The sequence below is a fragment of the Novosphingobium sp. P6W genome (genome assembly GCF_000876675.2).
GTDB lineage: Bacteria > Pseudomonadota > Alphaproteobacteria > Sphingomonadales > Sphingomonadaceae > Novosphingobium.
Map to the genome: position 1 here is coordinate 350001 of NZ_CP030352.1, position 14029 is coordinate 364029.

At 64.7% G+C, this 14029-nt stretch carries 13 protein-coding genes; 7 read left to right on the forward strand and 6 right to left on the reverse strand.

The window, feature by feature from the left end; all coding sequences use genetic code 11:
* Positions 1-5 precede the first annotated feature (5 nt).
* The 4 genes from TQ38_RS01745 to TQ38_RS01760 form a co-directional block, all read right to left on the reverse strand.
* Positions 6-974, reverse strand: a complete 969-nt coding sequence (locus TQ38_RS01745) for an NAD(P)-dependent oxidoreductase (RefSeq protein ID WP_043973807.1) — start codon at positions 972-974, stop codon at positions 6-8.
* A 4-nt stretch (positions 975-978) separates the two neighbouring features.
* A complete protein-coding gene (locus tag TQ38_RS01750; protein ID WP_043974502.1) occupies positions 979-1665 on the reverse strand; it encodes a glutathione S-transferase family protein in 687 nt (228 codons plus the stop codon).
* Between the two features lie 114 nt (positions 1666-1779).
* Positions 1780-2430 carry a CoA transferase subunit B gene (locus TQ38_RS01755; protein WP_043973804.1) on the reverse strand — a complete coding sequence of 217 codons (651 nt, stop codon included), beginning with the start codon at positions 2428-2430 and terminating at the stop codon, positions 1780-1782.
* Positions 2430-3137: a CoA transferase subunit A gene (locus TQ38_RS01760; protein ID WP_043973801.1), complete on the reverse strand. Its 708-nt coding sequence runs from the start codon at positions 3135-3137 to the stop codon at positions 2430-2432. The genes TQ38_RS01755 and TQ38_RS01760 overlap by 1 nt, the downstream gene beginning before the upstream one ends.
* A 107-nt stretch (positions 3138-3244) precedes the next feature.
* On the opposite strand from TQ38_RS01760, the gene TQ38_RS01765 reads away from it, so the two are divergent.
* Together TQ38_RS01765 and TQ38_RS01770 are read left to right on the forward strand one after the other, a co-directional pair.
* Positions 3245-4132 carry a LysR family transcriptional regulator gene (locus TQ38_RS01765; RefSeq protein ID WP_043973798.1) on the forward strand — a complete coding sequence of 296 codons (888 nt, stop codon included), beginning with the start codon at positions 3245-3247 and terminating at the stop codon, positions 4130-4132.
* 102 nt (positions 4133-4234) lie between these two features.
* Positions 4235-4822, forward strand: coding sequence for a hypothetical protein (locus TQ38_RS01770; protein WP_043973795.1), 588 nt, complete (start codon positions 4235-4237; stop codon positions 4820-4822).
* A gap of 95 nt (positions 4823-4917) precedes the next feature.
* Here the strand turns inward: TQ38_RS01770 and TQ38_RS01775 are convergent, their stop codons facing one another.
* A complete protein-coding gene (locus TQ38_RS01775) occupies positions 4918-5337 on the reverse strand; it encodes a cytochrome c family protein (RefSeq protein WP_082057608.1) in 420 nt (139 codons plus the stop codon).
* Between the two features lie 160 nt (positions 5338-5497).
* Here TQ38_RS01775 and TQ38_RS01780 point away from each other — a divergent pair, with 160 nt between their 5' ends.
* From TQ38_RS01780 to TQ38_RS01795, 4 genes are all read left to right on the forward strand, one after another.
* Positions 5498-6922, forward strand: a complete 1425-nt coding sequence (locus tag TQ38_RS01780; protein ID WP_043973793.1) for an MATE family efflux transporter — start codon at positions 5498-5500, stop codon at positions 6920-6922.
* 183 nt (positions 6923-7105) lie between these two features.
* Positions 7106-7393, forward strand: coding sequence for a co-chaperone GroES (gene groES, locus TQ38_RS01785; protein ID WP_043973791.1), 288 nt, complete (start codon positions 7106-7108; stop codon positions 7391-7393).
* 44 nt (positions 7394-7437) lie between these two features.
* Positions 7438-9081: a chaperonin GroEL gene (gene groL, locus TQ38_RS01790; protein WP_043973789.1), complete on the forward strand. Its 1644-nt coding sequence runs from the start codon at positions 7438-7440 to the stop codon at positions 9079-9081.
* Positions 9082-9528: 447 nt separating this feature from the next.
* Positions 9529-10536: a serine hydrolase gene (locus tag TQ38_RS01795; protein WP_370059781.1), complete on the forward strand. Its 1008-nt coding sequence runs from the start codon at positions 9529-9531 to the stop codon at positions 10534-10536.
* 96 nt (positions 10537-10632) lie between these two features.
* Here TQ38_RS01795 and TQ38_RS01800 read toward each other — a convergent pair whose 3' ends face one another.
* Positions 10633-10959, reverse strand: a complete 327-nt coding sequence (locus TQ38_RS01800) for a hypothetical protein (protein WP_043973787.1) — start codon at positions 10957-10959, stop codon at positions 10633-10635.
* Between the two features lie 208 nt (positions 10960-11167).
* Between TQ38_RS01800 and polA the strand changes: the two genes are divergently transcribed.
* Entirely contained in the window at positions 11168-14029 is a 2862-nt protein-coding gene (gene polA, locus TQ38_RS01805; RefSeq protein WP_043973784.1) for a DNA polymerase I, read from the forward strand.

The following is a 14029-nucleotide window of genomic DNA, read 5'->3' on the forward strand; positions in this document are numbered from 1 at the left end:
GACACTCATGACAGCCGGGCGAACGGCTTCCCAAGTACCGGCGAAATCCATTCGGGGTCATGCGCGAACGGCAGCTCGCGGCCCTCACGCAAGGCATCGAGGATGGCGGCGAAGTCGGTTTCCGCACGCCATCCCAGCAGACGTTCGGCCTTTGCGGGATCGTAGATGCGTTCGATCCGCTCCGGCAGTACCCAGCCCGCTTTGGCGTAGAGCGCCTCTGCATCCGGGAAGTGCCGCGCGATCACGGCGCGGGCATCGACCGCCAGTTCCGCTGCATCTGCGCGCGCGAAGGGCGGCGAGGCGGAGAGGATGAAGGTTTCGCACCCTTCGACCCGCTCCAGCGCGGCCAGGTGCGCCAGCGCCGCGTCGCCCACGGTGAGGCGGCGGTTCAGGAATTCATTGGCCTTGAGGTTGGGGCCGGAGGGCACAGCGTGCGTATCATCGTCCTCCGGGAAGAACCGGCCCGTGCGCAGTATGGCCACTGCCATCCCGCTCTCCCGCGAGACGAGGCGGCACATATCTTCTGCCGTGCGCTTGGTAATGCCGTAGACGTTGCGCGGCGCGATAGGGCCGAAGCCCTCGTCCATCCACCACGCGCCTGCCTGCCCCGCCCCGGCGCGAACGTCGCTCCGCACCATCAGCGAGGTGGTGGAGGTGAACACGAAGCGCACATGGCCGGCACCTGCCGCCGCCTCGAGCAGGTTGAGAGTGCCCGTCACGTTGACGTCGACGAAAGCCTGACGCGGGAAGCGGGCGATGTCGGGCTTGTGCAAGGCGCCCGCGTGGATCACTGCCTCGATCCCGTGGTGCGCTACCGTCTGGAACACCAGGTCTCGGTCCGCCACCGAATCCACGATCGTGGTCGCGGCGCCGGCGGAAACGTCGAGCCCGACCACCTCATGCCCGCGCGCTGCCAGCAAAGGTGCGAGATGCCTGCCGAGCCAGCCTGACGAGCCTGTCAGCAGGATGCGCACCCGGTCAGGCGCCGCTGCGGTAGTCGGCGATGATCTCACCCGCTTCGGCCAGTTCTGCTTCGTGGCTTTCCTCGCGCCAGTCCTCGGCCAGGGCTTCGGCTTCCCACTGGCGCATGGCCGGATGGGCGAGCATCGCATCGACCCATACCTTGCCGCGCCCCACGTCCAGCCCATAAGTGCGGATGCGGAAGGCGACCGGCGCGTAGAAGGCGTCCAGCGCGGTGAAGGTGGGACCGGCCAGCCACGGGCCGCCGAAACGGGAAAGCCCTTCCTCGAAAATCTCGCGCACGCGGTACACCTCGCGCACCAGCTGGCCGCTCATCGGGCGGGGCCGCACGCGCACGCCGACGTTCATCGTGAAGGTGCTGCGAATGTTGGGGAAGCCGCCGTGCATTTCGCAGACCGCGCTCTGCGCGAAGGCGCGCGCCGCTTCGTCGGCGGGCCAGACGCCCGGGTGGCGATCCGCAAGGTACATCGCGATGCCCAGCGAATCCCAGACCGTGCAATCGTCGTCTATCAGCGCGGGCACTTGTCCGGTGGGGGAAAAGCTGCGGAACGCCTCATAGTTTACCGGCATCGTGAACGGCTCCAGCTCGTCCTCGAAAGCGATGCCCAAAGCCTTCATCAGGACCCAGGGGCGCAGCGACCAACTGGAATAGTTCCGGTTCGCGGTGATAAGCGTGTACGTCAAAGCCATTCCTTCTCAGCGTAGAGCGCGGGAAAGAATAAAGGTCGTTCGCCGTGATGGCGAGCCGATTTCGCATCTGCACTCCCCCTCCTCTTCGCAAGGAGGGGGAAGCCGTACTCAGCTTACGTAATTCGCCGTCGTCTTCGCCGCGACTTCCTCGGCAGTCACGCCGGGCGCCATTTCCACCAGCTTGAAGGGGTTGTCGTGATCCGGCCGCTGGAACACCGCCAGGTCGGTGATGACCATGTCCACCACATTGCGCCCGGTCAGCGGCAGGGTGCACGACGGGATGAACTTGGGATCGCCGTTCTTCGAGGTATGCTCCATCACGACGATGATCTTCTTCACGCCGGCAACGAGGTCCATCGCGCCGCCCATGCCCTTGATCATCTTGCCGGGGATCATCCAGTTGGCGATGTCGCCGTTCTCAGCCACTTCCATCGCGCCGAGCACGGTGAGGTCGATGTGGCCGCCGCGGATCATGCCGAAGCTGGCCGCACTGTCGAAGTAAGCGGAGTGCGGCAGTTCGCTGATCGTCTGCTTGCCGGCGTTGATGAGGTCGGGATCGACCTCGTTCGGGTAGGGGAACGGGCCGATGCCCAGCATCCCGTTCTCGCTCTGCAGCGTGACGGTGATGTCCTTGGGCACATAGTTCGCCACCAGCGTCGGGATGCCGATGCCCAGGTTCACATAGAACCCGTCCTGCAGTTCCTTCGCGGCGCGGGCGGCCATTTCATTGCGGGTCCAGCCCTTGGCTTGCTCGGACATCAGACAGCCTCCCTCTCGCGGGTCGTCGTGAACTCGATCTTCTTGTCGTAAGGCGCGCCCACGACGATGCGCTGGACGAACACGCCCGGCAGGTGGATCGCATCGGGATCGAGGCTGCCCACCGGCACGATCTCCTCAACCTCCACGACGCAGACCTTGCCGCATGTCGCGGCAGGCACGTTGAAGTTGCGCGCCGTCTTGCGGAAAACGACGTTGCCGGTTTCGTCCGCCTTCCACGCCTTGATGATGGACAGGTCGGCGAAGATGCCTTCCTCGAGGATATATTCCTCGCCGCCGAAGACCTTCACTTCCTTGCCCTCGGCGACCTGGGTGCCCACGCCGGTCTTGGTGTAGAAACCGGGGATGCCCGCGCCGCCGGCGCGCATACGCTCGGCCAGGGTGCCCTGCGGGCAGAACTCCACCTCAAGCTCTCCGGCCAGGTACTGGCGTTCGAACTCCTTGTTCTCGCCCACGTAGGACGAGATCATCTTCTTCACCTGCTTGGTGCGCAGCAGCTTGCCGATGCCTTCGTTGTCGATGCCGGCATTGTTCGAGGCGAAGGTCAGGTCCTTCACACCCGAATCGCGCATCGCGTCGAGCAGGCGTTCCGGGATACCGCAAAGGCCGAAGCCGCCGCTGGCGACCAGCAGGCCGTCCTTGAGCACGCCTTCCAGCGCGGCCTCGGCGCTGGGATAGATCTTTTTCATGAGGCAAATCCTCTTCCGATTGCAGGGGAGAGGCTAGTCGGCGGATATCATTACGAATAGCGATTATTTTTTATCAATTCTGATAACTATAATCTATCCATTGGCGAATGAAGCGTATCGCCCTGTTCCACCTCGAAACGCTGATGTGGATCGACCGCCTCGGCACCTTCGCCGCTGCCGCCCAGCGCCTAAACACCACCCAGCCCGCCATTTCCGCCCGCGTCCGCGAGATCGAGGAGCAGCTCGGCGTCGCCCTGTTCCAGCGTGAGGGGCGGCGCATGGTGCTGTCCGCGCGCGGCCGTCGGCTGGTGCAGGCCAGCGAGCCGCTTTACCACGGGCTGGAGCAGGTGCTGCTGGAGGCGAGCGACTTTGCCGGGGCGACGGCAGCGGTGCGCATCGGCTCAGGCGAGATCGCGGCGGCAAGCTGCCTGCCCGCGTTCATCCAGGCGATCGAGCGCGACCGGCCCGGCGTCACCATGGAACTGGAGATCGACCTTACCGCCCCGCTGCTCCAGCAATTGCTGGCCGGCACGCGCGACATCGTGTTCCTTGCCGGGCCGGTCGCCAGTCCGGGGATACGCACCGCGCCGATCGGCTCGGTGGAACTGGTCTGGGCGGCAGGCGCGGCGGTGGCGGCGGCAGGCGGTTTTTCGCGAGGGTTACCGGTGTGGTCGCTGCCCGAACACTCCCCTTTGCACGCCGTGATGCACGAGGGATTCGAGGCCCACGGCATTGCCCCGCGCGCGCTGCACACCTGCAACAACGTGCGCACTTTGATAGAGATCGTCGCCACCGGACAGGGCGCCGCCGTCCTGCCCGAGACGATGGTGCGCGGGGCCCTTGCCGCCGGGACGCTGCACGAGATCCTGCCGCGCCCGGCCCAGCACGTCCACTTCGAAGCCGCAATCCGCACCCGTGAGCGCGATCCGGTGATCCTCGACCTGTTCGCGCGGGCATCCCGGCTCACGATTGATCCTTCGACAAACTCGGCCTGAGCCTGCGCCATGCCATTCCGCAAAAACCGTAATCTCAGGTTCAGCTTCTCGGCGGCAGCATGGACAGTGCAAAGGGTCGAGTCACGAAGGAGCATCATCCCAATGCGAATGCCCCCCAAGAAATACCTGATTGGCGCCGCCGCGCTTGCCGTGCTGGGTGCCGGCGTAGCCGAAGCCGCCACCTCCAGAGTGCATACGATGAACGTGGACGCACCCGATGGGTCGGTGGTCCGCGTTCAGTATACCGGCGACGTCGCGCCTCGGGTCCAGGTCGTCCCTGCCGATACCATGATGCCTGCGGATATGCCGGCGATGGGCGATCCCTTCGCCTACATGGACCGGATTTCGGCGATGATGGACGCGCAGATGAATGCCATGGTGCAGCAGGCCGCCCTTATGCAGCAGCATGCTGGCGCGAACGGCAATGCCGCCGCTGAGCCGGGCTTCACCGCCGCCTCCGATGCGCCGCAAGGCATGCACATGACGTATTATTCGACCTCGACCGACGCCAGCGGCTGCACGCGCTCGGTATCCTACAGCTCCGACGGTTCGGGCGAGGCGCCGAAGATGACGCAGGCTGCTTCGGATGGCTGCGACGCCGCCAGGACCGGCAATCAGGCGATCCCCGCCAAGGCCGAAGTTCCGGCCGCCCAGCCTCCTGCGCGGGAGCCCCTCGGCCCTAAGGTCTGACTTTCCCAGGCCGCCCTGTTCCCCTTGAACGCCTTGAATGACGGGGCCTTGTGCACGGGAGCGCGCAAGGCCCCTTTTTCATGCCTGCATGATCTTCATTTCAGCGTTTCGAGATAGTCGATGATCGCCTTGCGCTTTGCCGGATCGGAGACGGGCAGCACCATCTTCGTTCCCGGGACCATCTTCATCGGCCCTTGTAGCCAGTTGTCGAGGCTGGCGCGGTCCCAGATGATCCCGGAATTCTTCAGCGCCGGACTGAAGGTATAGCCCGGCACATTCCCGGCCCTGGAGCCGGCGATGCCTGCCAGCGTAGGTCCGATCCCGTTCTGGCCGCTCTGGGTGGAATGGCACGAGCGGCACACCGCAAAAGCAGGCGGCGCCGGGTCGACAATCGCAGAGGCGGGAGTGGGAGAAGCGCTCGGTGTGGCGGCGTCGTCAGGGGCGTTGCCGCCGCAGGCTGTTAGCAGTGCGGACAGGGGGATCATCAGCATCGTCGCCCTACTTGTCGTCGTCATGGAAGCATCTCCTTGCAGGGGCGGGGTAATATGGACGGGCCGGCAAGGGAAGCCTTCGGTGCCTGCGGTGCGGGAAGGTGCTTCCAAGCCTTTCAATCAAGCACAAACTCTTTCACGAATCGCTTCCCTGCCTGCCTCCAAAGCCCTATCGCGCCCTCAAATGCGGGAGAGCCTCAACCATCCATTCCGCGCCGAACTAGGCGCGACCTTGCGACTTGCCGGGCCGCTGGCGCTTGCCAACATGCTGCAGATGGCGGTTTTCGCGATCGACGTGATCTTCGTCGCGCGGCTGGGCCAGGAGTCGCTTGCGGCTTCCAGTCTGGCGGTGGCTATTGTCGCGGTGGTGATGATGGGGTTGAACGGCGTGACGGGGGCGGTAGCGCCGCTGATCGCGGCAGAAATCGGACGCAGGCGCAATTCGATCCGCGAGGTCCGCCGGTCGGTTCGCATGGCCTTGTGGCTGGCGCTGGCGCTGGGCGTCGGTGCGGTCGGCATATGCTTTCTGGGTGAGACGATCATGCTGGCGACCGGGCAGGACCCGCATGTCGTCGCGCTGTCGGGCGGTTTCATCCGCGTGGTTTCTCTGGCGCTGATACCTATGGCGGTGGCTAATGTGCTGCGCACTTTCGTCTCTGCGCTGGGACGGCCGGTTTTCGCCACGATGATTACCGCGCTGGCAATCCTCGTGAATGCGCTGGGCAACTACGCGCTGGTCTTCGGCAATTTCGGCGCGCCGGCGCTGGGCCTCAACGGTTCGGCGACGGCCAGTGTCATCACCGCCTGCGTCACCGTCCTGGCCTATGTTCTGGCGATCCGCAGCGACCGCCAGCTTCGCCGCTTTCACATCTTCGGCCGCTGGTGGCGGCCTGAGTGGAGCCGCCTGCGCCAGATGCTCGGCCTTGGCCTGCCGATCTCCGCGACGCTGATCGCAGAGGGCGGGCTATTCAGCGGCGCCGCTTTCCTGATGGGCCGCGTGGGCGAAACGGAACTGGCCGCGCACACCGTGGCGCTGCAGATCGCCGCCTTCGCCTTCCAGGTGCCTTATGGCATCGGGCAGGCGGCCACGATCCGGGTCGGCTATCATTACGGCGCGAACAACAAGGCGGCGATCGGCCATGCGGGCTGGGCGGCGATCGTGATCGGGCTGGCCTTTGTCGGCGTTTCGGCACTGGCGATGCTGCTGTTCCCCAAGGCCATCATCTCGGCCTATGTCGACATCTCGGCTCCTGAGAATGCGGGCATGGTGATCCTGGCGATGCAGTACTTGTTCGTCGCCGCCGTGTTTCAACTTACCGACGGGCTGCAGGCCGTCGTCGCGGGAGCACTGCGCGGCATTCAGGACACGCGTATTCCCGCGGTGATCGCCGTTCTGGGCTACTGGGCAGCGGGCTTTGCGACGTCGGTGGCGCTGGGGCTGTTCACCCCCTTGCGAGGAGTGGGCGTGTGGATCGGCCTTGCCGTTGGGCTGACCGTGGCGGCGATTCTGCTGCTGGGGCGCTGGCATTGGCGCGAGCGGTTCCGGCTCGTGCCTGAGTCGGTGGTTCAGCCCGTCTCCGCACCGGTGATCCACGCCGTCATCGCCTAGTCATTCTCTGCGCCCATCCCTCATCGGGACCGCCTCATCGCGGGGGCAGTGCTCCGGTCAATTTTTTCTAGCACACGCCGCTTGACGCTTCCCGGGGTGGGGACCATATCCACGGCCGTTGGCACTCCTCATTGCAGAGTGCTAATCCAGTTTTATGTTCGTTGGATATTAGGGAGATTCCCAATGACTTTCCGCCCGCTGCACGACCGTGTTCTCGTGCGCCGCGTCGAGGCCGAAGAAAAGACGGCCGGTGGCATCATCATCCCCGACAGCGCCAAGGAAAAGCCGGCTGAGGGCGAAATCGTCTCCGTCGGCACCGGCGCCCGCGCTGAAAACGGCACCATCACCCCGCTCGACGTCAAGGTCGGCGACCGCGTTCTGTTCGGCAAGTGGTCGGGCACCGAGGTCAAGGTTTCGGGTGAAGACCTGCTGATCATGAAGGAATCGGACATCCTGGGCGTCATCGCCTAAGATTTTCGCATCCATCTGACTGATTTTATTAAAGGAATTCTACAATGGCAGCTAAGGACGTACGCTTTTCGCGTGACGCACGTGAGCGCATTCTCGCCGGTGTCGACACCCTCGCCAATGCCGTCAAGGTAACCCTGGGCCCCAAGGGCCGCAACGTCGTGATCGAGAAGAGCTTCGGCGCTCCCCGCATCACCAAGGACGGTGTTTCGGTCGCCAAGGAAATCGAACTCAAGGACAAGTTCGAGAACATGGGCGCGCAGATGCTGCGCGAAGTGGCTTCGAAGGCCAACGACAAGGCCGGTGACGGCACCACCACCGCGACCGTTCTCGCTCAGGCGATCGTTCGCGAAGGCATGAAGTCGGTTGCTGCCGGCATCAACCCGATGGACCTGAAGCGCGGCATCGACCTCGCTGTCCTCAAGGTCGTCGAGAACCTCAAGGCCCGTTCGACCCCGGTCGCCGGCACCTCGGAAATCGCCCAGGTCGGCATCATCTCGGCCAACGGCGACGTGGAAGTCGGCGAGAAGATCGCCGAAGCCATGGACAAGGTCGGCAAGGAAGGCGTCATCACCGTCGAGGAGGCCAAGGGTCTCGAGTTTGAACTCGACGTCGTCGAGGGCATGCAGTTCGACCGTGGTTACCTGTCGCCTTACTTCGTGACCAACCCCGAGAAGATGACCGTCGAGCTCGACAACCCCTACATCCTCATCCACGAAAAGAAGCTGTCGTCGCTCCAGGCGCTGCTTCCGATCCTGGAAGCCGTGGTGCAGTCGGGCCGTCCGCTCCTCATCATCGCCGAAGACATCGAGGGCGAGGCTCTGGCCACGCTCGTCGTCAACAAGCTGCGCGGCGGCCTGAAGATCGCAGCCGTCAAGGCTCCGGGCTTCGGCGATCGTCGCAAGGCCATGCTGGGCGACATCGCCACGCTGACCGCCGGCGAGATGATCTCGGAAGACCTCGGCATCAAGCTTGAGAGCGTTACGCTCGGCATGCTTGGCGAAGCCAAGAAGGTCACCATCGACAAGGACAACACTGTCATTGTCGACGGCGCCGGTTCGCACGAGGAAATCAAGGCCCGCGTCGAGCAGATCCGTTCGCAGATCGAAGTCACCACTTCGGACTACGACCGCGAGAAGCTGCAGGAGCGTCTCGCCAAGCTTGCTGGCGGCGTTGCTGTCATCAAGGTCGGCGGCGCGACCGAAGTGGAAGTCAAGGAGCGCAAGGACCGCGTCGACGACGCTCTCCACGCTACCCGCGCTGCCGTTGAAGAAGGCATCGTCCCCGGCGGCGGTACGGCTCTGCTGTACGCAACCCGCGCTCTCGACGGTCTGACCGGCGCGAACGAGGACCAGACCCGCGGCGTGGACATCGTCCGCAAGGCGATCCTCGCTCCGGTGAAGCAGATCGCTGAAAACGCCGGCAGCGACGGCGCCGTCGTTGCAGGCAAGCTGCTCGACCAGTCGGACGAAAACATCGGCTTCAACGCCGCGACCGACGTCTACGAGAACCTCAAGGCTGCCGGCGTGATCGACCCGACCAAGGTCGTTCGCATCGCACTCCAGGACGCAGCTTCGGTTGCCGGCCTGCTGATCACCACGGAAGCGGCGATCGTTGAGCGCGCTGACGACAAGCCTGCCATGCCCCCGATGGGTGGCGGCATGGGCGGCATGGGCGACATGGGCTTCTGATAAGAAGCTCGTCGATCTCATCGACGAACAGGACGGGGCCGGGAGAGCAATCTCCCGGCCCTTTTCCTTTGAGGATCGCGGGCCGCGGGTGGGCGAGGGGCCTTCGACAAGCTCAGGCGGAGCTAAAGTCGAAACAGGTCGCATTCCGCTGAGGCGAGGCGAAAGCCGAAAAACGGTCGTACCCCGCTCATCCTGAGCCTGTCGAAGGATGCTTCCACATCGCCAGCCCAATGTGCCAGATTCGTTCATCTGCGCGAAAGGAAAGTGCGCATTCGGGAAATTGCCGCAAACCCAATGCGGTTCGTCGCTAGGGAGTGGCGTTTTATCTCTACTGCGTTAACCGTTTGGGAACGTGGACGACTTTATGGTGGGGACTGCATGACCGGGGCAGGCCAACTTTTTGCGCGATGCCGTGCTGGCATTTGGCGCACTTTCGCAACGACGGCGATGACCGCTGCGGCAGCTTTGCTGCCGGTGGGCGCGGCGTATGCCGAACAACTTCAGCCCATCGCACCCGCAGCGCGGGCGACCGACCAGGTGGTCGAAGTTCAGAGCAGCTTCGATGACATGTTCGGCACGCAGCAGCGCGGGCCGCGTACCTATTCCTCGCCGTTTGGCCAGCAACTGGCTGCCGTCGCCAATGCCTCGCAGGGACGCATCGGCGTCGCCGCGATGGACCTTACCAGCGGCCGCATGGTCGACGTGCTGGGCAACCAGCGCTTTCCGATGGCCAGCACCAGCAAGATCGCCATCGCTGCGACTTTCCTTGAAGGCGTGGACAAGGGCAAGTGGAGCCTCACCAGCGAATTTCCGCTGATGGTTCCGGTCGGTTCGGCGCCGTTCTCCAGCGCGGTCGCTCCGGTTCGCGCGGGTGAGTATATGAGCGCCCTGCGCTTGATGGAGCTGATGATCACGCGCTCCAATAATTACGCCACTGACGCCCTGCTCAAGGTCGTGGGCGGCCCCAAGGCGGTCAATGCCTGGGTGGAACGCGCCGGCATCGACGACTGGCACATCGACCGCGATATCGCCACGCTGGTGCGGGACGACGGTGCGATCGATCCGGCCCGCGTCGTCGATACGCGTGACAGCGCCACGCCTTATGCGATGGTGCAGCTTCTCTCGGGCATCTATCAGGGCAAATGGCTCAGCCCGTCGAGCCGCAGTGCACTGCTGGGCGCGATGAGCCGCTGCGTTACCGGCAAGCGCCGGATTCCCGCCGGTCTGCCAGAAGGTGCGCAGGTTTCGCACAAGACCGGCTCGCTCAACAACACTTCCAGCGACGTGGGTATCGTCCAGACCCCGGACGGCCGCGTCTTCGCGATCGCCATTTACGTGACCGGGCAGGGCGGACGCCCGGGCCGCGAATCGCGCATCGCCAGCATCGCCCGCACCGTCTACAACGGCTACCTCACCGAAGCCCCCGCCATGCGGCGCACCGCGTCCTCGCGCTGAGGCGCTTCAAAGGACGCCGGGCCGATCCAAGACCCGGTTACAGACGCAAAAAAGGGGCCGCGAGGCCCCTTTTCCGTTCCGCGATAGCGAAAGAGATCAGTTGGTCTTCGGATTGCCGTCAGTGTGATCGGCCATCTCGTTGGCAACGTCGTTCGCAGCCTTCTCGGCGTCGGCAGCGATGTCGTCGGTGGTCTTTTCGGCGCTCTTGGCGGCATCCTTGGCAGCGTTGGCGGTGCTGTCGGCAGCCTGAGTGGCCTTGTCGCCCACGTTACCCATGGCATCGCCCACGTCGGTGGCAGCGGCCTGGATGTCGTCTCCGGCAGAGGAAGCCATGGTTTCGGTGGCGTCCTGGGTCTTTTCCGAGCAGGCGCCCAGCGACATGGCGGTCACGGCTGCTGCGGCGGCGAAAATGATCTTACGCATAATGTCTGTTTATCCCTCTTAGCTGCGAAATAACCCCGTCGGCGAAACGCCGCGTGAGCCTCCTTCGTCGGGCTCTGGCCCGTGGGTAGAAGGCGCAGCGCGGGGTTTCAAGCGCGGTGCCAAAACTCCTGCGGACACGATCGGTTCCATGCCGGGTGAAATCCACTGCCTTGCTGACGAGCCGGTCCGGCGCTGCTAGGGATCGTCCATGGATTCCAAGCAGCACCTCTATCTCGTCGACGGCTCGGCCTATATCTTCCGCGCCTATCACCGCCTGCCGCCGCTGACCAACCCGGAAGGGACGCCGGTGGGTGCGGTCTACGGCTATACGACGATGCTGTGGAAGCTGGCCGAGGACCTCAATAAGGCGGACGGCCCCACTCACCTCGCGGTGATTCTCGATGCCTCCAGCAAGTCGTTCCGCAATGACATCTATGCGGACTATAAAGCCAACCGCCCGCCCCCGCCGGAGGATCTGGTTCCGCAGTTCCCGCTGATCCGCGATGCCACGCGCGCCTTCTCGCTGCCCTGCATCGAGGAACTGGGCTACGAAGCGGACGACCTCATCGCCTCCTACGCCCGCGCCGCCACCGCCCAGGGCTGGGACGTGACGATCGTGTCGTCCGACAAGGACCTGATGCAGCTGGTGGGCAAGTGCGGCATCGGCGGCGGCTGTGTCGACATGCTGGACACGATGAAGAACCAGCGCATCGACATTCCCGAAGTGCTGGAAAAATTCGGCGTCGCCCCCGACAAGGTCGGCGACGTGCTGGCGCTGATGGGCGATGCGGTGGACAACGTGCCGGGCGTCTACGGCGTCGGCCCCAAGACCGCGACCAAGCTGATCCAGGACTACGGCGATCTCGAATCCGCGCTCGCCGCCGCTCCGGCGATGAAGAAGTCCAAGCTGCAGGAGCGCCTCATCGAGCAGGCCGAGCAGGCCCGCCTTTCCAAGGTGCTGGTCACGCTCAAGGAAGACTGCGCACTGCCGATGGCGCTGGACGATTTCAAGCTGGTCGCAATCCCGCCCGAACCGCTGGCTGCGTTCCTGGGTTTCCACGGATTCACCAGCCTGCTCAAGCGCCTCGACCTCGGTTCGGGCAGCCCCGAGCGGGCGACCCAGCTCAATCCGGCCAAGGCGGTTGCCGCCGGCGCGAAGGCCGATGCGGGCGGTGGCGGCGGGATCGCAGGCGCCTCGCGCCAGCCCTTGCCGGAATGGCCCGTGGTGGACCGCACCGCTTATGAATGCGTGACGACGGTGGCCCAGCTGGACGAGTGGATCGCGCGCGCCGCCGCCGCGCGCCTTGTCGCGGTGGATACCGAGACTTCCGCGCTCGATGCGATGCGCGCTGACCTTGCGGGGATCAGCCTTGCGGTCGGCGCCAATCAGGCCTGCTACATCCCGCTGGGGCACGGCGGCACCGACATGTTCGCCGAGAAGCCCGAGCAAGTCCCGCTGGCCGAAGCGCTGGCTCGGCTCAAGCCGCTGCTGGAAAGCGATGCGGTGCTCAAGGTCGGCCAGAACATCAAGTACGACCTCAACGTGCTGGCCCGCCACGGCATCGAGGTTTCGCCGGTGGACGACACGATGATCGTCAGTTTCTGCCTCGACGCCGGGCGCTCGCTCGACGGGATCGGCGGCGGTCACGGCATGGATGAGCTGTCGCAGCGCCACCTTGCGCACACCACGCTGACCTTCAAGGAAATCTGCGGCACCGGCAAGAAGGCGATCCCCTTCGGCGAAGTGCCGCTGGACCGCGCGACCCAGTACGCTGCGGAAGACGCCGATGTCACATGGCGCCTGCACAGCGCGCTCAAGCCGCGCCTTTCTTACGAAGGCGGCACCCGCATCTATGAGCGGGTCGATCGCCCGCTGATCCCGGTGGTGGCGCAGATGGAACGCCACGGCATCAAGGTGGACCGTGAAAAGCTGGCCGGTCTTTCCAGCCAGTTCGCCGAAGCCATCGGCGCACTGGAGAAGGAAATCTTTGCCAAGGTCGGCCAGGAATTCACCATCGGCAGCCCCAAGCAGTTGGGCGATATCCTGTTCGACAAGCTGGGGTACAAGGGCGGCAAGAAGGGCAAGAGCGGGCAGTATTCCACGGATCAGTCGATCCTCGAAGGTCTGGCCGGGCAGGGCGCCGAAGTGGCAACGCAGGTTCTGGAATGGCGCCAGCTGTCCAAGCTGCGCTCCACCTACACCGAGGCGCTGCAGGCGGCGATCAACCCCGCCACGCAGCGCGTCCACACCAGCTACAGCCTTGTCGGCGCGCAGACCGGACGCCTTTCGTCCACCGATCCCAACCTGCAGAACATCCCGATCCGCACCGAGATCGGCCGCCAGATTCGCGACTGTTTCGTGGCGGATACCGGCAATGTCCTGCTTTCGGCCGACTATTCGCAGATCGAGCTGCGCCTTGCCGCGCACATGGCCGACGTGCCCAGCCTCAAGGAAGCCTTCGCGAACGGCGAGGATATCCACTCGCGCACGGCGATGGAGATGTTCGGCGTGGTCGACCGCGATACGCGCGGGCGGGCCAAGACGATCAACTTCGCGATCCTCTACGGCATCTCGCGCTGGGGCCTTGGCGGTCGGCTGGGAGTCCCGGCGGATGAGGCGCAGGCGATGATCGACCGCTATTTCGAACGCTTCCCGGGCATCCAGCGCTACATCCACGAGACGCTGGAGAGCGTGCGGACCAATGGTTATTCGGAAACGCTGTTCGGCCGCAAGACGTGGTTCCCGCGCGTCAACTCCAAGAACCAGGCCGAGCGGCAGGGTTCCGAGCGCGCCGCGATCAACGCGCCGATCCAAGGTACCAGCGCCGATATCATCAAGCGTGCCATGGTCCGCATGAACCCGGCACTGGCCGAGGCGGGCCTAAGCCATGTGCGGATGCTGCTGCAGGTGCACGATGAACTGGTGTTCGAACTGCCCGAGGGCGATGTCGACGCCGCCAAGCCGGTGATCGAGCGGGTGATGGCCGAAGCGGCGACGCCTGCGGTGAGCCTCGACGTGCCGCTGGGCGTGGAGATCGGCTTCGGCGCAAGCTGGGGCGCAGCGCACTGA

Excerpts from the sequence above, each read along its gene's own strand:
- TQ38_RS01765 (WP_043973798.1), top strand. The coding sequence starts at position 3,245 with ATGAAGCGTATCGCCCTGTTCCACCTCGAAACGCTGATGTGGATCGAC.
- TQ38_RS01755 (WP_043973804.1), bottom strand. The coding sequence starts at position 2,430 with ATGTCCGAGCAAGCCAAGGGCTGGACCCGCAATGAAATGGCCGCCCGC.
- groES (WP_043973791.1), top strand. The coding sequence starts at position 7,106 with ATGACTTTCCGCCCGCTGCACGACCGTGTTCTCGTGCGCCGCGTCGAG.
- TQ38_RS01780 (WP_043973793.1), top strand. The coding sequence starts at position 5,498 with ATGCGGGAGAGCCTCAACCATCCATTCCGCGCCGAACTAGGCGCGACC.
- polA (WP_043973784.1), top strand. The coding sequence starts at position 11,168 with ATGGATTCCAAGCAGCACCTCTATCTCGTCGACGGCTCGGCCTATATC.
- TQ38_RS01760 (WP_043973801.1), bottom strand. The coding sequence starts at position 3,137 with ATGAAAAAGATCTATCCCAGCGCCGAGGCCGCGCTGGAAGGCGTGCTC.
- TQ38_RS01775 (WP_082057608.1), bottom strand. The coding sequence starts at position 5,337 with ATGACGACGACAAGTAGGGCGACGATGCTGATGATCCCCCTGTCCGCA.
- TQ38_RS01800 (WP_043973787.1), bottom strand. The coding sequence starts at position 10,959 with ATGCGTAAGATCATTTTCGCCGCCGCAGCAGCCGTGACCGCCATGTCG.
- groL (WP_043973789.1), top strand. The coding sequence starts at position 7,438 with ATGGCAGCTAAGGACGTACGCTTTTCGCGTGACGCACGTGAGCGCATT.
- TQ38_RS01795 (WP_370059781.1), top strand. The coding sequence starts at position 9,529 with ATGACCGCTGCGGCAGCTTTGCTGCCGGTGGGCGCGGCGTATGCCGAA.
- TQ38_RS01770 (WP_043973795.1), top strand. The coding sequence starts at position 4,235 with ATGCGAATGCCCCCCAAGAAATACCTGATTGGCGCCGCCGCGCTTGCC.